Origin of the sequence: Asticcacaulis sp., assembly GCF_035497195.1 — a bacterium.
GTDB lineage: Bacteria > Pseudomonadota > Alphaproteobacteria > Caulobacterales > Caulobacteraceae > Asticcacaulis.
This window is the reverse complement of the sequence record NZ_DATJDZ010000031.1, coordinates 47,311-66,816: the sequence shown is the minus strand read 5'-3', so window position 1 is coordinate 66,816 and position 19,506 is coordinate 47,311. Positions and strand designations below refer to the sequence as shown.

The window sequence follows — 19,506 nt, the reverse complement described above, 5'->3', positions numbered from 1 at the left end:
TCGATGTCCCATCCTGAACTTCTGAACGGTCCAACTCTTCTGACTGGATTGTCTGATATTGCCGGTCAATATGACGCTGTTTTCTGCGATATCTGGGGGGTCATCCACAATGGCCGCCAGCATTTCCCCACCGCTTACGAAGCCCTGCGTGAGTTCAAAGCCAAGCATGGCCCGGTGATCCTGATCTCCAATTCGCCGCGCCCGCGTGACAGCCTGATCGAACAACTGGCCAGCCTAGGTATTCTTTCGGATGGATTCTCCGACGTTATTTCGTCGGGCGACGCCACCCGCGAATATCTGAAGAAATTCGCCTCGCAGGGACCGGCGTGGAAGGTCGGTCCTGAGCGCGACGGCGTTATCTATGAGGGCATCGATATCGACCTCAGCGGTACGCCCGAAACGGCGGCTTTCATCTCCTGCACCGGCCCGTTCGACGATGAAAACGATGTTCTGGAACAGTACCAGCACGCTTTCACCATCGCCGCCAGGCGCAATATCGTCATGATCTGCGCCAATCCGGACAAGGTGGTGCAGCGCGGTGACAAGATCATCATGTGCGCCGGTTCGCTGGCTGATCTCTATGCTTCCCTCGGCGGTCCGGTGATCATGGCTGGCAAGCCCTACGCGCCGATCTATGAGTTGTGTTATCAGTCGCTCGAAAAGATCACCGGCAAGCCGCACGACAAGTCACGCATCGTCGCCATCGGTGATGGCCTGCCGACCGATGTTCTGGGCGCCAATGGCCAGGGCCTTGATCTGATCTTCATTGCCGCCGGCATCCATGCCGCAGAAGCGACCGACGACGCTGGCAAGCTCGATCCGTTACTGTTGAAAGCCGTGCTGGATACGCAAATGGCCAACGCCAAATATGTAGCCGACGCCCTGCGCTGGAAGGCCTAAAGCACCTTCCGGTAAACGATAAAACCCGAACGCTGGGCCACTTTGTCATACAGTTTTTGCGCCGTGCGATTGGTCTCATGTGTGTGCCAATAGACCCGCGCCGTACCGGCCTGTTTCGCCGCGTCATAAACGGCTTCGATCAGCCGGCGCGCGATCCCCTTCCCCCGGTACGCTTCCAGAGTGAAGAGGTCTTGCAGGTAGCAGCTCATCTCGATCGCCGAGGTCGAGCGGTGAAACAGACAGTGCGCCAGCCCGGCGATCTCTCCATCCTTGACAGCCACGTGAGCAAACACCGGCTCAGCCGGATCGAGGAAGCGTCCCCACGTCGTCTGCGTAACGATATCCGGCAAGGCGGTAGCGCCGGAACGGCCATAAAAAGCGTTATAGGCCAGCCATAGGGGCAGCCATTGCGCATAGTCTTCCGGCGTCACCGGGCGGATCAGGAAATCGGACATGGCCTGTCATAACACCCTCTGCTGAAAAGCAAAACGCCCGACAGCCATCCGGCCATCGAGCGTTTTCACCATCACAAATGTCTTGCCATCAGCGTCTTGTCGCGCTTCGTGGCCGCTTTGCTTATCTAGTCGAACAGGGCGTCGATATCGTCCTGCGAATTGGTTTTACCCATGTCTTCCGCAGGGATATCGAACATCGAGTCGATATCCGCCTGGGAATTGCTTTCGGCCTCTTTGGCAACCACTGGCGCCGCAGCCTGTGGGACCGGCGCAGGCACTGGCTTGGGAGCCGGGGCCGCTGCTACAGGGGCTGGTTTCGGGGCCGGCGCGGGGGCCGGTTTGGGTTCGGGGGCCTTGGCGACCGGCGCGGCCGCTGCGGGGGCCTTCGCGGCCAGGGCGTCAGGCTTTACGGGCGCTTCGTAAGCCGGGGCTGCGTCGAACCCGGTCTCAAACATGGCGTCGATGGCGTCCTGCTTGGTTTCCGGACCACCGATGGCGGGACCGTTGAGCAGCAGGTCGTGACGACGCTTTTCTTCGGCGGTCATTGCCTGCGGCGTCGAATCCTCGACACCCAGGGTATTGGCTAGTTTGCCGACGCGTTCCTCGATCTGCTTGAGCACATTGACGACCTTCGACACGCGCTGGCCGGTAATGTCCTGGAAGGAACAGGCCTCGAAAATCTTCATGACCTCATCGTCAACCGCGCTCTTGTAGGCGCTGGCGTCGCCGCCGAACTGGCCGATCGAGAAACCCATCATGGCTTCGGCGCAGTTCATGATCGTGTGGGTGGCGTTTTCGGTGTCGCGGGTAATGGCTTCGAGTTCGGCGCCGGCTGTCGGGATGCGTTCCTGCGAAATGTCGTGAGGGCGCATTTCGCGGATTTCTTCTTTCGCCTTGGCGATATAGCCGGCGATGATGCTGAACTCTTCCGAACGCCGCTTGTCCAGTTGCTGGAAAAAGCCACGCATCAGGGCCACGAGCGCCTCGGATTGCTGCATCAGGTTGATGAGCTTAGGCTCAAGTTCGCCGATCATGGCGGGATCGAACCCGTCCGGCGCGTAACCTTCGTCTGATTTTGATGCTGGCAGAGCCATGATAATCCTACTTATTAGACGAGACGTGTCTTTGGGAGACGGTTTGCACGCGCAGGCTTAGAAGTCACCCAGAACGGCAGTGATCTTTTGTTTCAGAGTCGCCGCATTGAAAGGTTTAACAATGTAATTGTTAACACCGGCTTTCTTGGCCGCAATAACGTTTTCCGTTTTGCTTTCGGCGGTGACCATGATGAACGGTGTGCGCTTGAGGCCATCATCGGCGCGAACCTTGAGCAGCAGTTCGTAGCCCGTCATCGGTTCCATATTCCAGTCGGAGATGACCAGGCCATAGGAACTCTTCTTCATCTTGTCGAGCGCTTCGGTGCCGTCCGACGCTTCCTCAACATTTACAAATCCCAACTGCTTCAGCAGATTGGAAATGATCCGCAGCATGGTCTTGTAATCATCAACTACCAAGACCGGCATGGACATATCGATGGCCATGTAACGCCCCACTTTTTCTAAGCGAGCCTTGCAATGTGCAGGCCCTTCCTTCTGTACGGGATCAGAATAGGAGTGAGACGATAAAATCAGGTTAAGAGCGTTTGCAAATTTTATTGATATATTTCAACGATATATCCTATATTAACCACGATTTATGGTGAAAATTCTGCCCTGGTTTTGTTTTCTCGTCCCGCTTCGGCACGTTTTTCGGGCGGAAAAGGCCTTGGCAGCCCTGCCGGCGTGAACTAGAGCAGTTACATGACTAATGCCTTTTATCTTGATGAACTTTCGCTGGAACAAACCGCCTCGCGCGTCTTTACCGTCGATGACGCCGCCATCCGCGCCTTCGCCGATGTCTCGACCGACCATAATCCGGTCCATGTCGACGAGGATTTCGCCGCGAAGTCGCCGTTCAAGGGCCGAATCGCCCACGGCATGTTGCTCGGCGCCTATATATCAGCGACATTGGCCGGCGATCTCCCCGGCCGTGGCTCGATCTATGTGTCGCAAACGCTCGACTTCAAACGCGCCGTCCGTCCCGGTGATGAAGCGACCGTCGAGGTCACCATCAAGGCAATCGACCTGAAATCCGGCCATGTCACGCTGTCTACCCTTGTCAAGGTGCGAAACAAGACCATGTTGAGCGGGACCGCCGTGGTTATCGCTCCAAAGAGACCTGCATAAGTCTGTGACACCCCTCCTGCCCCGCTCCATCAAGGTTATTACGCTCGGCGTGGACGCAAACCACGGGTTGCTGGCCGATGCGCCCCTGCCTCAAGGCGCCAGCGCGGCCATCGGCAGCTTCGATGGCGTTCATGTTGGCCATCAGCATGTCATCGAATCGGCCATTGCCGCAGCCAGGGCGAAAGGCGTTCCGTCGGCGGTGATCTGTTTCGATCCGCATCCGCAGAGCTTTTTTCATAAGGACGGCAAGCCTTTCCGGCTGATGCAGCTTTCACAGCAGTTGCACGCTTTTGAAGCGCTGGGTGTCGATTATGCTTTTGTACTGAGCTTCGATGCGATTTTGTCGGCGCTGACAGCGGAAGATTTCGCCCGGCTGATCCTGCGCGACTATCTCAAACTGTCGCACGTCTCGGCCGGGTTCGATTTCCAGTTTGGCAAGCGCGGCGGCGGCCATGCCAAGGATCTGGTGGAATTCGGTGAGCAACTGGGTTTCACTACCGATATCCTGCCCTGCCAGACCGACGCCGAAGGCCACAAGCTGTCGTCCTCGGCCGTGCGTGAGGCCCTTCTCGCCGGCGACGCCAGGCTGGCGGCGGAGGTTCTCGGTCGTCCGCAGGCCTATCTCGGCGAAGTCATCCACGGCGCCAAGCAGGGCCGCACCATCGACTTTCCGACGCTCAACCTGACGTTGGGCGATTACCAGCGCCCGCGCTACGGCATCTACATCACCCAAACCACCCTGTCCAACAGACGGGTGGTCAATGGTGTCAGCAATATCGGCATCCGCCCGACGGTGGGCGGCGATGTCGAACTGCTGGAGACCTACCTCTTCGATTTCAGTGAAGAGATATACGGCCAGGTGGTCGAAACCGCCCTGCTCGACTTTATCCGTCCGGAGGCCAGGTTCGCCTCATTCGACGAGATGAAGTTGGAAATCCAGAACGACGCCGCCAAGGCGCGGAATTACTTTCTGAAAAAGTAAGGTGCTCCACAGATACTTATGTGGATGCGTCTTCTGTCAAAAAAAGAGTCCTCTGACCAGGGAGAAATCAGAGGACTCATAACAAGATCAGATAGCCAGGGGTATGCTATTGCTTGATCTTGGATATCTTGGTGCCTTCAATGGAAACACCGGCCATCAGGCCTTTCTGGTCGAAGATAAAGGCGTAGGCGTCGTCTTTCAGGGTCGAGGTCGAGAGGTTGCGGGCCACGCCCTCATCGACCACGACCACGGTCGGGCCGACGCCGATTTCAATGCCCGAACTGTCATGCAGGTATTTAACGGCGCTGTCGGTCATCAGGAAGACCGCATAGCCGTAAGACTGCGCGCCGGCCTGCAAGCCCCATGAGCCGGAAAAGGAGTTGTAATAATTCTCGACACGGCCATCGGCCAGCAATTCACCCTCCCCATAGGCGCCACCAAAGACCAGTCCGGCCTTGACGATACTGGGGAAGATCAGGATGGCCTTGGCGCGGCTGCCGATCAGCTTGGCGGTCGGGTTGCCGGCATAGAGCGAATTGAGGGCGGCCTGGGAATCAGCGTTGATATCGGCCTTTGAGGCGGCCTCGGCGACCTGTGGCACGATGGCGGGGATCATCGCCGTGGTGGTCAGGGCCAACGCCAGAGCGAAACCGGATGTGGTCAGGGTGCGGAGTTTGAACATGAACGGTATCCTCGGATGGGTTATGGCCTCAAGGTGAAACCGGCTGACCATCGTTATATCCAGCTTTCTCGTAGTGTTGCCATGCGAAGGGGGCCGGTAAAAAGTCAGGATCATGTAAGCTTTCGTTAACAGACCGAAGACTTGACATATGATGTATTATGTTTGATGTGGTTAGCATACCGATGCGGGGCACCGACCACCGCTTCACATAAAGTGGGAGATGATAATGCCAGCCGACCGTTACCTTACCCTCGCAGCCATACTGGCTTTCGCCGTAGTTCTGCCCGCGCAGGCCCAGACCAAATGGACGCATCCACACAGCGATATCTATGTGTCGCCAAGCGGTGACGACACCGCGGACGGTTCGGGGGCGCATCCTTTCAAGACCCTGCCGCGTGCGCAGAAAGCCGTCCGGGCGGCAAATGCCGGCGGCGACATCACCGTTATCCTGGCCGATGGCGTCTATCCGTTGACCGCGCCACTGATCTTCACCCAGGCCGATGGCGGCCAGAAGGGTTTCAGTGTCGTCTGGAAGGCGGCGCCGCAAGCCCGCCCGGTGCTCTCCGGCGGCGTAGGCGTCACCGGCTGGAAAGTTCATGACGCCGCCAAGCACATCTATGTCGCCGATGTGCCGAAGGGCACGGACAGCCGCCAGCTCTGGGTCAATGATAAACTGGCCGAACGCGCCCAGATAGAGATTTCGCGCGATACCGTGACCTTCACCGAAACGGGCATGGTCCTCAAAGATGCCAGCCTGAATCTGGCCGCCCTGCCCGACCAGCACCGTATCGAGGTCGAGAGCCAGGGCTTCTTCACCTCGCGTTTTTCGCCGGTCGAGAAAATCACCGGCAATACGATCACCATGCAGCAACCCGCCTGGTCGAATAACATCTGGGGCTATGACAGCATCCCCTACCCGTTCCATCCTGAATTATCGCACCTGCTGCTGCAAAACAGCCTGGCTTTCCTGACGAAAGCGAACCAGTGGTATATCGATCCGGCCGCCGGAAAGCTCTATTACAAGCCGGCCGATGGCGCCGACATGCGCACGGCCAAAGTCGTCCTGCCGCGTCTTGAGGTGCTGGTCAGCGCCGCCGGCACACCCGATGCGCCGATTTCCGACCTGAGCTTCACCGGCCTGCAATTCTCCTACACATCCTGGATGGGACCGTCGTCGCCGGAAGGCTTCGCCAGCCAGCAGAGCGGCTCCTTCCTGACCGGCAGGGCCGCCGCCTTCCCCAAGAACGTGCTGGAGGTCTGCAAGACCGGATGCCCGGAATTCGAGACGGTGCGCAATACCTGGCACCAGACCCCGGCCGCCGTGCAGTTCGCCGCCGCCGAACATATCGTACTCGACGGCAATGTCTTCGCTCATCTCGGCCAGTATGCGCTCGGCATCGGCAATGACAAGAACGCCAACCTCTCCGGGCAAGGGCTGGCCACGGCCGATATCGTGGTGTCGCGCAATGTCTTCACCGACCTGGCCGGCGGGGCGATTTTGTCGGGCGGCGTCCTGCCCGATGCCCACCATCCGTCCGATCCAAAACTGACCAACCGGCAACTGGTGATCGAAAACAACCTGATCCAGAACATCAGCCAGGACTACAAGGACAATTCGGCCATCCTCTCCACCTATGTGTGGAACACGGTCATCATCCATAACGACATTTCCGGCGCGCCCTATGACGCCATCGATGTCGGCTACGGCTGGGGCTATGTCGATGCCGGCGGCAACCCGAATTACCGCACCCGCCAGCGCGGCTACGGCACGGTGGCCCAGGGCGGCGGCGGCAATCCGGTTTACGACACCCCGACCACGCACAAGGATGTCTTCGTCGGCTTCAACCGCGTCTACAAGGTCAAGCAGCTCTTCGCGGACGGCGGGGCGATCTACAATCTCGGCGCCTGCCCGGATTGTGTCTTCGCCGAAAACCATGTCTTCGATATCGGCGATCGCATCGCTCTCTATTTCGACGAAGGCTCGCGCGGCATTCTGGCGCGCAACAATGTGGTTGAGGACGCCAGCCAGTGGCTGAACATCAACACCGCCCGTTCCGCCCTGCCGCTGCGCACCTCAACCAACAATACCGCCCGTGGCAACTGGCACAACACCACCAAGACCGGGGGCATCTGGAGCGCCTATCAGGAAGATCTGATCGTCGATGACCACCTGATCACCGACGGCAAATGGCCGGACGAAGCGAAGCAGGTCATGGCCAATGCCGGCATCATGCCCGAAGCCGGCCCGGTCGAATTCGGCGACGTCAAGCCGCGCGCCAAGCCGGTTGACTGGCCGAAGCCGGACGGCTCGCCAGTGGCTGAAAAGATCAGGAAGCCGCAATGATCCGGCGCGCTCTCCTGACCGGCGCGGCGGCTTTATTCGCCCTGCCGGCTTTAGCCGCCCACGGCCTTTTCGATGTCCGTGATTTCGGTGCGCGCGGCGACGGGCTAACGCTTGATACCGCCGCCATCAATACAGCGATCGCAGCCGCCAGCAAGGCCGGCGGTGGTACGGTGCTTTTGCCGGCAGGGCATTACCTCAGCTTTTCCATCCGCCTGCTTGACAAGATTACACTTTTGCTCGCCGAAGGCTGCGTGCTGGAAGCCGCCGATCCGGTGCTCAACAAGGGCGGCTATGACCTTGCCGAAGCCGACTTGCCCGAACAGTTCCAGGATTTCGGCATCACCCAGTTCCATTGCAGCCTGATCTATGCCGACGGCGCCAGTGATGTGTCGATCATCGGGCGCGGGATGATCTTCGGCAAGGGACTGGTGCGCGAGGATTCCGGCGCGCGCTGGCATGGCGTCAGCGGCTGGATCGCGCCACGTTCGGCAGATCCCAAGGAAATCGCCATGCAGGGCAAGGGCATCCGCGCCATTGGCCTGAAGAATTGCCGCAATGTGCTGGTCCGCGATGTCACCATCCTGCAGGGCGGGCACTTCGCCTGCCATCTGCTCGGCTGCACCAACGCCACCATCGACAATATCACGGTCGATACCAACCGCGACGGCATCGATATTGATTGCTGCCGCGATGTGCGCGTCACCAACTGCCGGGTCAATGCCCCGCACGACGACGGCATTGTGGTCAAGGCCAGTTATGCGCTCGGCCGTAAGGTGACTTGTGAGAATATCAGCATAACCAATTGCCATACCTCAGGTTTTGAGACCGGATCGGTGCTCGACGGCAGCTACCGCCTGTCGGACTACCGCTCAGTCGATGACATGGGCGTGCTCGGCCGCATCAAGCTCGGCACCGAGAGCAATGGCGGCTTTCGCAATATCCAGATCAGCGATTGCAGTTGCGAGAATACGCGCGGCATTCTGGTCGGCGTGGTCGATGGCGGTGTGCTGGAAGATGTCGTCGTCTCCAACATCATCCTGCGTAATCCGGTCAATCACCCGCTGTTTGTCAGGCAGGCGGCGCGTTTGCGGGCGCCTGCCGGCACGACGGTCGGCGCCTGCCGGCGGGTGCGGTTCGACAATATTCAGGTTTCCGGCGCCGATGGCCGCTATCCGTGCGGCGTCCAGGGTATTCCCGATGCGCCGGTGATGGATGTCAGCTTCTCAGACGTGCACGTGCTCAGCTCCGGTGGCGGCACGGCGGAAGACGCGGCGCGGACGCCAAAGGAAAAGCGCGAATCCAGCCTTGAGGTCAGCTTCATGGGCACCCTGCCCGCCTATGGTTTCTACGGGCGCAATGCACGCGGCCTGAGCCTCAGGGACTGCACGTTCGATGTCGAAAAACCCGATGCCCGCCCGGCGATCGTGCTGGATGACGTAAAAGGTGGCCGAATCAGCGGTTTCGCTGCGAACACTGTTGTCCAAAAGAATGGTTCGGAGACAACTCTCCTCCCTTGATTTATCTGGGGAGGTGTCAGCGCGAGGCTCGAAGAGCCGATGTCGCTGACGGAGGGGGCGAAAGGACGGCAGTGTTGCCCCCTCCGTCGCGGACTACGCCGCGCCACCTCCCCCGCTTCGCAGGGGAGGAGAATAGTTTACCCCTTCAAACTCGTTGGGCGGCGCTTCTTCCACGACCCTTCGATATGGTCGCGCATGGCCTTGGCCGCTGCATCACCGTCATGTTTCAGGATCGCCTGGTAGACCTCCGTATGCGCGGCATGGGTCTCCTTGATATGCTCGACATTTAGCTTGCCGGAATAGTTCAGGTTTTTCAGCGCCTTGCCCTGAATACTGTTGATAATGGCTTCGCTCAGCCGGTCACCCGAAATCCGCATAATGATGTCGTGGAACTTCACGTCTTCATGGACATAGCCGGCCGGCGTCTGGATCAGGCTTTCCAGTATCTCCATCTGCGTCGTCAGTTCGGCGACCTCTTCAGGCGTCGCCTTCCTGGCCGCCTTGGACGCCATCGAGGCTTCCAGCGTCACACGGATTTCGATCAGGTTGTCGAGATAGCTCAGGCCGTCGTCACGCTGGAAAAGCGCGCCGAGCACCATCGGATCAAGCAGGCTCCAGTGCGACGAATCCTGCACGATCGTGCCGCGCCCCTGCTGCGAGATCACCAGGCCCTTTTCCGTCATGGCGGTGGTCGCCTCGCGGATGACCGTGCGGCTGACCTCGAACATATCGCACAACACATTTTCCGGCGGCAGGGCCGAACCGGCGGGATAGACCTCCGTCACGATGGCGGTCACCAGGTCTTCAACAACGGCCACGGCGAGGCGCGGACGACGGCGGGCATTGCGGGCGGAAAAGGCTACGGTGGTATTCAAGCGTCTTAACCTCAAGAGTCGATTCTGGATGAGCTTATCACGGAATACGGAAAACCGGCATGGCTTTCAATTTTGCCGCGACCCTTCTTAATTGAGAATATGTCATATATTTTCCAGCCTTCTGCAAGTCCTATTACAGCGCTTTTTCAAAGACTTACCTTTTCAAAGGCCTGCCCCCGTCAATTCATCGCTTGCCAAGTGAAAACACCAGTGTTAGATTTCATCATACATATTATAACTTCACATTGCGGGAAGATACCGCTTGTGGAGGCGTTGACGAGAAAGACCCCAGATGAAGATTACCGGCTATCGCAGCCTCACTACGGTTCATGATTGGGGTCGGCCGATCGGCGATGTCAACGGGCTGGTGCGTTCCGGCATTACCGATGTGCCCATCCTTTTACTCGAAACCGACGAAGGCATCACTGGCGTGGGCCTGGGCGCGCACGCCGATATCGCCCGCGTGTTTCCGGCGATCGAAGGCGAAGATCCGCGTGCGGTTTCAGCACTTTACGACCGGATGCTCGCCCATGTGTTCAAGAGCGGCCACGCCGGCGCCACCTATGGCGCCATCGGCGCCGTCGATATGGCCCTGTGGGACCTGAAGGCCAAGATGGCCAATGAACCGCTGTGGCGGACGCTTGGTGGACGCGACCGCTTCGTACCCGGCTATGCCTCCGGCCTGTGCATGGGCCTGGAAGACGACGACCTCTATAAGTTATACGGCGAATGGGCCGATCGCGGCTATACTTCGGCCAAGATCAAGGGGGGGCGCGACATCGACCACGATATCCGCCGGATGCTCGGCGTTCGTGAGGTGCTGAAACGCAATACGCCACGCCCCGCCATCATGTTTGATGTCAACGAGTCGTGGTCGCGCAAACAGGCCGTACGCCATATCGCCGAGATCGAACAGCATCTTGACCTGACCTGGATCGAGGAACCCGTGCGCCGCTGGGATGCCGAAGGCCACGCGGTCATCACCCGCACCAGCAAGTGCGCAGTGGCGACCGGCGAAAACCTGACCGGTCTTGATCAATACCTGCCGCTTTTCACCGCCGGTGCGGTCGATGTGGTCCAGGCCGGCATGGTGTGGGGCATCACCCATTTCAACCGTGTCGCCATGGCGGCTCATGCGCATAATCTGCCCGTTTCGCCGGTCGGCTATAATGGCAATCCGGTGGCCCACGCCGCCGCGGCCGTGCCCAACCTGCTGACCGTCGAGGTCCAGGACTGGAAAATTCCCTATGGCCTGACCGTCGATCAGGAAATCGCTGACGGTGGCATCATACTTGGCGACAAGCCCGGTCTCGGCATTGAGGTCGATGAAACGGCGATTGCCGCCAAACGCCAGTCCGGCCAATGGAATGTCGCCGGCGGCCCGCATGTTCGCCCAAGCCGCGCTGGTCTGCGACTGGTGCCTGAAAGCTAATTCTTCGCTGGCTTCAATAAATATATAAATTTGCAGGACATTATGGAAACCACTCCCCTCGGAACAAACGGTCCGGCCATATCCGCGCTTGCCCTTGGCGCGGCGTCGCTCGGCAGCGTCTATTCCGAAGTCTCACAAACCAATGCCGATGAAACCGTCCAAACGGCGCTGGAACTGGGCGTCAACTTCATCGACGTCGCCCCCTATTACGGCCTGACCAAGGCGGAGACCGCGCTCGGCCATGCCCTGCAAGGCGTACCGCGCGACACCTATGTGCTGGCCACCAAGATCGGCCGTTACGGCGACAAGGACTGGGATTTTTCGCGCGAAGCCACCTTGCGCAGCCTGGATGAAAGCCTTGGCCGTCTGAAATCCGGCCGCATCGATGTGCTGCAATGTCACGATATCGAAATGGGCGACTATCAACAGTTGATCGATGAGGCCATCCCCACCCTGCATGACCTGAAACGCCAGGGCGTTATCGGTTTTGTCGGCATCACCGGCTATGACCTCGCCTTGCTGGAAAAGGTCGCCGTCGAGCAACAGGTCGATACGGTCATGGCCTATTGCACCTACACCTTGCAGGACCAGCGCCTGGCGCCGGTCGCCAAACGCCTGCAAGGCCACGGCATCAGCGTCTTCAATGCCTCGCCGCTCGGCATGGGATTGTTGACGCGCCGCGGTCCGCCTGACTGGCATCCCGGTCATCCATCGGTTCATGCCGCCGCGGCGGAAGCGGCACGAATCTGCGTCGAAGCCGGCACCGACATCTCGAAACTGGCCCTGCAATTTGCCCTGCAAGGGGCGGTGAAAAACGGCATGGCGACGACCGTGATCGGCTCGTCCAGCCCCGCCAATATGCGCGATAACGCCGCTGCGCTCGAAGCCCTGATTGATCAAGAACTTCTGGCGCGGGTCGAGGCCATTCTCGCGCCAGTGCTGGACAAGGGCTGGGATGTGTTGCCCGGAAATGGCGGCAAGGCCGGCAAATGATCGACGCGCATCTGCATTTCTGGAACCCGGAACACCTGACCTACGACTGGCTGCAATATGTGCCGTCGATCAGTGGTCGCATGGGACCGGCAGAATTGGCGGGCGCTGGCGTCGATATTGAAAGCGCGATCTTCATTCAGGCCGATTGCGCCGAGGCACTGGCAGAGGTTGACTGGATCAACAGCCTCAATTTTCCCATTCTCGGTATCGTCGCCTATGCCCCGCTGGAAATAGGGGACACACCGCATATCACGGCACTGAAAGCCAAACCCAATGTCGTCGGCATCCGTCGAAATGCGCAAAATGAACCGGACGGCTTCATGACCTCCGAAGGCTATCTGGCCGGTATGATCGCCGCAGCGCAGGCTGGCTTCAGCCTCGATATGTGCATCCGGGCGCGGCAATTACCGGAATTACGCCAGGCGCTCACGCATCTGTTCGGGGCCGTTCCCGATGCCCGTGTAATTCTGGATCATCTTGGCAAACCAGACATCAGGACGCATCGCGTGGATATTCAGTCCAATGATTGGGCAAATGAAATCAATGCCCTGTCGGACATGCCTAATGTGTTCTGCAAACTCTCCGGCCTGCCGACCGAGGCCGATTGGGAAAACTGGACACCCGAACAGCTCCGTCCCTGGCTCGACCACGCCCTGAAAGCCTTTGGCCCATCGCGCTGCCTGTTCGGCGGCGACTGGCCGGTGGTCGATCTGGCCGGTGGCTATTCACGCTGGCAAGCCGTTGTGACGGCAGCGCTCAGTCATCTGACGGCAGACGAACAAGAACAGGTGTGGTCACGGACCGCCCGGCGCGTTTACTGCGTATAAGAATAACAATAAGAGGAACACATGGATCAGCAACCAACCTTAACCGAAGCACCCGCCGTGGCCTTATCCGGCATTCCTCATGTCGAAGGCGGTCGTCGCTGGCTGCTGCTAATCTCGTTGTTCGTCTGCTTCTTCATGCTGCTGGCGCTCTATTGCGGCGTTCTGGCCGTGCTGCTGCCGAACCAGATCGCCACGCTCGATCCGGCGCACAAGGTCGAGAACCTCGGCCTGATGTTCTTCGTCACCTCGATCTTCTCAACATTGACGACACCGATCGCCGGCGCTTTCTCGGACCGCACCCGTTCGAAATGGGGCCGCCGCACCCCGTGGATCGTCACCGGTTCGGTGATCGGCGCGATTGCCCTGGCCAGCGTGGCCTATATGCCGACCTTCTGGACCATCACCGCCGTCTGGGTCATCGCCGCCATCGCGCTCAATTCGATGCAGCCGGCCCTGACCACCGTGGTCGCCGACCGCTTCCCCGAACACGCGCGTGGCACGGCGTCGGGCTTTGTCGGCGCAGGCATGACGGCGGGCGGCACGGTCGGCATGATCGTCGCCGGCCGGCTGGCTCATAACATGCCACTGGCCTATGCCGTGTTCGCCGCCGCCATCGCCATCTGCTGCATCGCCTTCGTTGTTCTCAATCACGACACCTCATCGAAAGGCGAACCGCTGGCCAAATTCCGCGCCGGTGATTTCGCCAAGGGTTTCTGGATTGATCCCAAGGCCTATCCGGACTTCTGGTGGGCCTTCGCCGGCCGCTTCACCATCTATATGGGCTACCAGGCCATCGTTACCTACCTGCTTTACATCCTCCAGGACTATATTGGCCTCGGCACCGACCAGGCCAATATAGTCATCGGCACAGTCTCGGCCATCACCTTTGTCTGCGTCATGACCTCCTCCTTCCTGTCGGGCGTGCTGTCCGACTGGATCAAGCGCCGCAAACCGTTCGTCTTCGCCTCAAGCCTCATCATGGGCGCCGCCCTGATCGTGCCGCTCATCATGCCGAATCTCGAAGGGATGTATGGCTATGCCGCCCTGATCGGCATCGGGTACGGCGCCTTCATGTCGATCGACATGGCGCTAATGACCCAGGTGCTGCCGAAAGACACCGGCGAGGCCGGCAAAGACCTCGGCCTGCTGACCACCGCCGTCAATATCCCGCAGATCATTTCACCGGTCATGGCGGCGCAACTGCTCAAATATTTCGATGCCGACTATCGCGTCCTGTTCATCGCCGCCCTGGTTTTCGTCTTCGCCGGATCGTTCTTTGTCCTGCCGATCAAGTCAGTGAAATAGCTCTTCTCCCCGCCCTGCTTCCTTGGCCGCTGTCGTTTCACAACAACAGCGGCTTCTTTTTTGCATGACAGATATGCAATTACTCAGACAATAAAATCACCTATAGATCATTTTACATCAATAAATGATGTTTTTTTTAATTTCAAATCACAGATGTGATCATTAAGCCACAATTGCTTTTGAATTCAGATTTGCCACCAGCCTGCGTGCAGCAACACTCGCCATCAATCCGAACCGCCTTATTTACCTGCCCTGCAAGCACATACCCATGTCAGCCCGGACTGGCTTTCAATACCTCTTTTTCAGTCGCCACAATGATGCAAATACGATAATACGAAATGGATCGAACATCGGACCTCTCAGTTACCTGCACCTGACACCACCAGATGCTCACGGTACAGGCGATACAAATCGTCGGAGGCCCGGTTCCAAAATCGATCACACACAACCACCTGGACATAGATCCGGGGCGCAGGGACACGAAAAAGGCTATGTTTCACAACCCATCGACCGCCACACATAAAGGCCCCGTTTTCTTCCGGGCATATTCATGTATATTTAAGGCCGTATTGTCAGACATATGATGATCATTTGACACACGTATTATGATGAAATAGTGTCACGACATCAGCCTCTACATAAGGAGGCGACTAAGGAAGGAAATCATGTCCAGGAAACTCGTATTATTGGCCGCCACAGCCCTCTCCGCCGCCGCGATGATCGCGCCGGCCTTCGCCTTTGCGCAGGACACGGCGCCTGCCGCTGCACCGGCCGTCGATGAATCGCAGGTCGTCGTCGTCCGCGGTATCCGCAAATCGATGAAGGCCGCCATCGATATCAAGAAGGCCGCCATCAATACCGTCGATTCGATCGCCGCCGAGGATCTCGGCAAGCTGCCCGATCAGAACGTCGCCGAATCCCTCCAGCGCATCCCCGGCGTCACCATCGAGCGTAACCGTGGCGAAGGCCGTTATGTCTCGGTTCGCGGCTTCGGACCCAAGTTCAATGCCGTCACCGTCAATGGCCGGACACTCGCCACCGACAACAACGGTCGTGAATTCTCGTTCGACGTCCTGCCGTCCGAGCTGATCGCCGGCGCCGACGTCTACAAGTCGCCCCAGGCCAATATCAACGGCGCGTCGATCGGCGCCACGGTCGATGTCCGCACCCTGCGCCCGCTCGACCAGTCCAAGCCTTTCAGCATCGCCGGTTCGATCGGCAGCCAGCACGCGGAACTCGCCGACAGCAACAATCCGGAAGCTTCAGGCGTCATGACCTGGCGCAATGACGCCCGCACCTTCGGTGTCGCCCTCTCCGCCTCCTATATGGACCAGGAAGTCCGCGACGACGAGTTCACAATCGGCGCGGGTCACGTCTATCGCTCTTCGGGCGACAGCTATTACAATGCCGGCGGCGTCGCCGGCGCGCGCATCGGGCCGGATGTCGCCCCCTTTACCCACATCTCCATGCCGTCGAACCTGTCGCCGTTCTTCTTCGTCCGCAACAAGAAGATGACCGGCCTCAATGGCTCGGTGCAATGGAAGCCCGTCGAAAACCTGACCCTGACCCTCGACACCCTCTATTCCAAGGCGGATATCACCGAAGCTCAGACCGGCCTGGCCTATGACTTCTCCGGCGGCACGCTGGTCGAGCAGGTCGTCCAGGGCAATGAAGCCGTCTACCAGCGCTATACCGGCGGTACGGTCGATGAAATCCTGCAATACGACACCCGCGATGTCACCACCACCATGGTCGGCTTCAACGCCAACTGGAAGGCGACGGACACCCTGACCCTCAGCTTCGACGCCTCGACCTCCAAGGCCCAGCGCCGCGGCAAGGAAAACAGCTATTTCACTACCGTTCGCCGCAAGAACATGGACCTGTGGTTCGACCGCCGCAGCGGCAGCCCGATCTATGATTACGGCTTCTCCTCGCCGACCTACGATAACGCCGCGACCAACCCGCAGGGCATTACCGCCCACTATTACATCTGGGGCGGCGGTTCGGATATCGACGACAAGACCAATGAGTTCAAGATCGATGGCAAGTGGGCGCCGGAAGGTGTTGTCACGCTTTATGCCGGCATCGCCAGCGAACAACGCACCAAGACCATCAACTCGAATTCAACCCCCGGCGGCGAACAATGCGCCTATTGCGGTTCCGATCGTGTTCTGCCGGAATCGCTGTTCAGCAACACCAGCATGGACTTCTTCTCCAGCCACAGCGGCAATATTATCCGCGATTGGGTGAGCTATGATCCGCTGGCCCTCCTCCAGCAGGTCAAGACCTTCGCTGACGCAGACGGCAAGCCCTTCGCACCGGGTCGCTTCGATCCGGCCGGTTCCTCGGTCGTCGAAGAAAAGGTCACCATCGGCTACCTGATGAGCGATATCCGCACCGAAATCGGCGGTATGCCGCTGGCGATCAACGCCGGCGTCCGCGTCGAGGACACTGACTACACCTCTACCGGCGCCTCCCGTACCATCCTGTCCGCCGTCCCCAACGGCGCCGGCCAGAATATCATCACCCTGTCCGATGTTGTGCCAGTCAGCTTCGATGGCCACTATACTGACATCCTGCCGTCGCTGAACGCCAGGCTGAACCTGACGGATGAACTGATCGCCCGCTTCTCCGCTTCCCGCGTCATGACCCGCCCAACGCTTTCCGACTTGTCGCCGAAGCTGTCGATCCAGACCAACCCCGGCAACGAAACGATTAAGCGCGGTAACCCCGACCTGCAACCCTTCCGCGCCTCGCAGATCGAAGGCGGCCTGGAATGGTACTTCGACCGCACGTCATTGTTGTCCTTCAACGCTTTCTACAAGAACATCGACTCCTTCGTGACACTCGGCAATACAACGGAGGTCGTTGGTCCCGTTACTTTCGCGGTCAGCATGCCAATCAACGGCAAGGGCGCCGTGGTCAAGGGCTTCGAATTGGGTTACCGTCAGGTATTTACCGCCCTGCCCTCGCCGTTCGACGGCTTAGGCGCTCAAGTCAGCTACACCTATGCTGATAGCGATGCCAAATACGAAAGCGCCATACCGGGCGTCTTTTATACCCTGGAAGGCCTGTCGAAGGACAGCTACAGCCTCATCGGCTTCTATGAAAAGTACGGCATCCAGGCCCGTATCGCCTACACCTGGCGCGACAAGTTCCTGCAGATCGCTTCGGGCCGTAACGGCGAACCGGAATATTTCGATGCCTATGGCCAACTCGACGCCAGCCTGTCCTATGACGTCACCGACCACTTCACTGTTTATCTCGACGGCCTGAACCTGACTGACGAGAACGAGTTTATCTACTCGGTGACGCCCGACCGGACCAAGGAATACCGCACCACCGGCAAGCGTGTCTCCGCCGGCATCCGCTTCCGTTATTAAGTTTTCTCCCCCGACCTGCTGTCTGTTGCGTATTGTCCGGACCTGTATTCACCCGTTTTACGGGTCCGGTGACAGAGGCCCCTTGGCCCGCCCTTCTTCGGAAGCGGCGGGCTTTTTTTCGTCACGTATTGCGATAGTATGGCGGAAAACAGGGGAAACAGATGTCCATCAAAAGCCTTTTATGCCTGCTCGCTGGCCTGCTGGCGACGCCGGTACTGGCGCAAGGCTGGCAAACCCTGCCGCCGCCCGTGATTGACGACAGCCCCCTCCTCACCAGTCCGATGCGTGGTTTCTACGGCTGGCATGGCGGCATCATGCCCATGCCGCGTTCTCCCACCGAAGGCTATCAACGCTTTGCCTGGGCCGATCTCGAACCGCGCGAAGGCGTCTATGATTTCTCGAAAATCGATGAGGTGCTGGCGCATATGCCGGCGGGTAGCCGTCTCGCCTTCGGCATCCTGATGATGGATACCTGTTGTAGCAGCCATGATGGCGATGATGTGCCGCCATACCTTATGAGGCAGATGCCGAAAGGCTTCCGCATCAAGGCCGATCCCGGTAATTACGGTCATGTCGATACCGTCTATGTGCCCGACTGGAACAGCCCCTACCTGCTGGAGCGCTGGCAAAAGCTATTCGCGGCGCTGGGCAAACGTTTCGACGGCGATCCGCGCATCGCCTGGATAGATCTGCGCGGCTATGGCAACTGGGGCGAAGGCCATCTGGCCGGCGCCAATGCCTATCACGGGACGCAGTTTCCGTATGACGATCCGGCGGTGAACCTGCACAGCGCCGAACCCGGCACGCTGGCCAGCCGTTTCGCGCTGGTGGACGCCGTTGTCGACGCCTTCCCGCACACACAAAAGATCGCCATGACCGACGACAAGGCGGTTCTGGTTCATGCTTTAAAGCGGTCCCCCCTGATCGGGATGCGGCGCGATAGCTGGGGCGCCAATATGTTCGGTGAAAGCCTGCTGGGCGACCTGACCGGCGCCAACCGCGACCTGGCGCTGGCCCGCTGGCAAACTGCGCCGTTCATCGTCGAATCCTATGGCTGGGACAAGGTGTTTGAAGCCGGGCTGGATGGCATCGTCAAGCAGGTCGAAGACTATCACATCAGCGACATCGGCAACGGCAATTTCAATGTCAAACAGTGGAGCGACCTGCCGCCGGAAAAACAGAACGCCCTGCTGCGCTCTGGTGATCGGGCCGGTTACCGCTATGTGCCCGTATCGATCCGGTATCGCCGGACAGCCGCCTGCCCGCTGGAACTGGAGCTTGGCTGGCGCAATGACGGCGTGGCCCCGGCTTATGAACCGTGGCGCGCCCGTCTCCGGCTGTTATCCGCCGACATACACGAAGGCATGGCCGACCTGCCGAAAATCATGCCGGGCGAGACGATTACAAGTGACGCTTGCCTTGGCGACGTTCTGTCGGGCGTCTACATATTACAGGCGCAGGTTATTGATCCAAAGGGCAGCGGACGCACAATGGCGCTGCCTCTGAAAGGCGGCGACAAGGCCGACCTTTACACGCTGGGAACCTTTACGCTTCCCTGATCAATTCTCAGCAAAACCATTGACAGACAG

General features: G+C 59.1%; 16 protein-coding genes. 11 read left to right on the top strand and 5 right to left on the bottom strand.

Features of this window, described 5'->3' with window-relative positions:
* Positions 1-3: 3 nt before the first annotated feature.
* On the top strand, positions 4-900 hold the full coding sequence (locus tag VL130_RS17925) for a TIGR01459 family HAD-type hydrolase (RefSeq protein ID WP_325365094.1): 897 nt from the start codon (positions 4-6) through the stop codon (positions 898-900).
* Here the strand turns inward: VL130_RS17925 and VL130_RS17920 are convergent.
* The 3 genes from VL130_RS17920 to VL130_RS17910 form a co-directional block, all read right to left on the bottom strand.
* Entirely contained in the window at positions 897-1,355 is a 459-nt protein-coding gene (locus VL130_RS17920; protein WP_325365092.1) for a GNAT family N-acetyltransferase, read from the bottom strand. The genes VL130_RS17925 and VL130_RS17920 overlap by 4 nt on opposite strands.
* Before the next feature lie 125 nt (positions 1,356-1,480).
* The gene (locus VL130_RS17915) at positions 1,481-2,449 is read right to left on the bottom strand and encodes a protein phosphatase CheZ (protein WP_325365090.1); all 969 of its coding nucleotides are present in this window, start codon (positions 2,447-2,449) and stop codon (positions 1,481-1,483) included.
* 57 nt (positions 2,450-2,506) lie between these two features.
* Positions 2,507-2,887 (bottom strand): response regulator, encoded by a 381-nt coding sequence (locus VL130_RS17910; RefSeq protein WP_349255491.1) that lies wholly within the window; start codon positions 2,885-2,887, stop codon positions 2,507-2,509.
* A 264-nt stretch (positions 2,888-3,151) separates the two neighbouring features.
* Here VL130_RS17910 and VL130_RS17905 point away from each other — a divergent pair, with 264 nt between their 5' ends.
* Positions 3,152-3,577, top strand: a complete 426-nt coding sequence (locus tag VL130_RS17905) for a MaoC family dehydratase (RefSeq protein ID WP_325365086.1) — start codon at positions 3,152-3,154, stop codon at positions 3,575-3,577.
* A gap of 4 nt (positions 3,578-3,581) precedes the next feature.
* A complete protein-coding gene (gene ribF / locus VL130_RS17900; protein WP_325365084.1) occupies positions 3,582-4,559 on the top strand; it encodes a riboflavin biosynthesis protein RibF in 978 nt (325 codons plus the stop codon).
* 106 nt (positions 4,560-4,665) lie between these two features.
* On the opposite strand, the gene VL130_RS17895 is transcribed toward ribF, so the two are convergent.
* Positions 4,666-5,241 carry a lipid-binding SYLF domain-containing protein gene (locus tag VL130_RS17895; RefSeq protein ID WP_325365082.1) on the bottom strand — a complete coding sequence of 192 codons (576 nt, stop codon included), beginning with the start codon at positions 5,239-5,241 and terminating at the stop codon, positions 4,666-4,668.
* Positions 5,242-5,467: 226 nt separating this feature from the next.
* On the opposite strand from VL130_RS17895, the gene VL130_RS17890 reads away from it, so the two are divergent.
* Together VL130_RS17890 and VL130_RS17885 are read left to right on the top strand one after the other, a co-directional pair.
* On the top strand, positions 5,468-7,585 hold the full coding sequence (locus tag VL130_RS17890; RefSeq protein WP_325365080.1) for a right-handed parallel beta-helix repeat-containing protein: 2,118 nt from the start codon (positions 5,468-5,470) through the stop codon (positions 7,583-7,585).
* On the top strand, positions 7,582-9,102 hold the full coding sequence (locus tag VL130_RS17885) for a rhamnogalacturonidase (protein ID WP_325365078.1): 1,521 nt from the start codon (positions 7,582-7,584) through the stop codon (positions 9,100-9,102). Before VL130_RS17890 ends, VL130_RS17885 begins: the two co-directional genes overlap by 4 nt.
* Before the next feature lie 137 nt (positions 9,103-9,239).
* Here VL130_RS17885 and VL130_RS17880 read toward each other — a convergent pair whose 3' ends face one another.
* Complete coding sequence (locus VL130_RS17880; RefSeq protein WP_325365076.1) at positions 9,240-9,977, bottom strand: FadR/GntR family transcriptional regulator; 738 nt, start codon at positions 9,975-9,977, stop codon at positions 9,240-9,242.
* 292 nt (positions 9,978-10,269) lie between these two features.
* Here VL130_RS17880 and VL130_RS17875 point away from each other — a divergent pair, with 292 nt between their 5' ends.
* The 6 genes from VL130_RS17875 to VL130_RS17850 all read left to right on the top strand — a co-directional run bounded on the left by VL130_RS17875 (position 10,270) and on the right by VL130_RS17850 (position 19,476).
* Positions 10,270-11,409 carry a mandelate racemase/muconate lactonizing enzyme family protein gene (locus VL130_RS17875; RefSeq protein ID WP_325365074.1) on the top strand — a complete coding sequence of 380 codons (1,140 nt, stop codon included), beginning with the start codon at positions 10,270-10,272 and terminating at the stop codon, positions 11,407-11,409.
* A 42-nt stretch (positions 11,410-11,451) separates the two neighbouring features.
* Positions 11,452-12,402: an aldo/keto reductase gene (locus tag VL130_RS17870; RefSeq protein WP_325365072.1), complete on the top strand. Its 951-nt coding sequence runs from the start codon at positions 11,452-11,454 to the stop codon at positions 12,400-12,402.
* On the top strand, positions 12,399-13,229 hold the full coding sequence (locus VL130_RS17865; protein ID WP_325365070.1) for an amidohydrolase family protein: 831 nt from the start codon (positions 12,399-12,401) through the stop codon (positions 13,227-13,229). The genes VL130_RS17870 and VL130_RS17865 overlap by 4 nt, the downstream gene beginning before the upstream one ends.
* Positions 13,230-13,250: 21 nt before the next feature.
* Positions 13,251-14,534, top strand: a complete 1,284-nt coding sequence (locus tag VL130_RS17860; protein ID WP_325365068.1) for an MFS transporter — start codon at positions 13,251-13,253, stop codon at positions 14,532-14,534.
* A 665-nt stretch (positions 14,535-15,199) separates the two neighbouring features.
* Entirely contained in the window at positions 15,200-17,917 is a 2,718-nt protein-coding gene (locus tag VL130_RS17855; protein ID WP_325365066.1) for a TonB-dependent receptor, read from the top strand.
* Positions 17,918-18,078: 161 nt separating this feature from the next.
* Entirely contained in the window at positions 18,079-19,476 is a 1,398-nt protein-coding gene (locus tag VL130_RS17850) for a beta-galactosidase (protein WP_325365064.1), read from the top strand.
* The last annotated feature ends 30 nt before the right edge of the window (positions 19,477-19,506 follow it).

Excerpts from the sequence above, each read along its gene's own strand:
- VL130_RS17925 (WP_325365094.1), top strand. The coding sequence starts at position 4 with ATGTCCCATCCTGAACTTCTGAACGGTCCAACTCTTCTGACTGGATTG.
- VL130_RS17920 (WP_325365092.1), bottom strand. The coding sequence starts at position 1,355 with ATGTCCGATTTCCTGATCCGCCCGGTGACGCCGGAAGACTATGCGCAA.
- VL130_RS17915 (WP_325365090.1), bottom strand. The coding sequence starts at position 2,449 with ATGGCTCTGCCAGCATCAAAATCAGACGAAGGTTACGCGCCGGACGGG.
- VL130_RS17905 (WP_325365086.1), top strand. The coding sequence starts at position 3,152 with ATGACTAATGCCTTTTATCTTGATGAACTTTCGCTGGAACAAACCGCC.
- VL130_RS17895 (WP_325365082.1), bottom strand. The coding sequence starts at position 5,241 with ATGTTCAAACTCCGCACCCTGACCACATCCGGTTTCGCTCTGGCGTTG.
- VL130_RS17890 (WP_325365080.1), top strand. The coding sequence starts at position 5,468 with ATGCCAGCCGACCGTTACCTTACCCTCGCAGCCATACTGGCTTTCGCC.
- VL130_RS17885 (WP_325365078.1), top strand. The coding sequence starts at position 7,582 with ATGATCCGGCGCGCTCTCCTGACCGGCGCGGCGGCTTTATTCGCCCTG.
- VL130_RS17875 (WP_325365074.1), top strand. The coding sequence starts at position 10,270 with ATGAAGATTACCGGCTATCGCAGCCTCACTACGGTTCATGATTGGGGT.
- VL130_RS17870 (WP_325365072.1), top strand. The coding sequence starts at position 11,452 with ATGGAAACCACTCCCCTCGGAACAAACGGTCCGGCCATATCCGCGCTT.
- VL130_RS17865 (WP_325365070.1), top strand. The coding sequence starts at position 12,399 with ATGATCGACGCGCATCTGCATTTCTGGAACCCGGAACACCTGACCTAC.
- VL130_RS17860 (WP_325365068.1), top strand. The coding sequence starts at position 13,251 with ATGGATCAGCAACCAACCTTAACCGAAGCACCCGCCGTGGCCTTATCC.
- VL130_RS17855 (WP_325365066.1), top strand. The coding sequence starts at position 15,200 with ATGTCCAGGAAACTCGTATTATTGGCCGCCACAGCCCTCTCCGCCGCC.
- VL130_RS17850 (WP_325365064.1), top strand. The coding sequence starts at position 18,079 with ATGTCCATCAAAAGCCTTTTATGCCTGCTCGCTGGCCTGCTGGCGACG.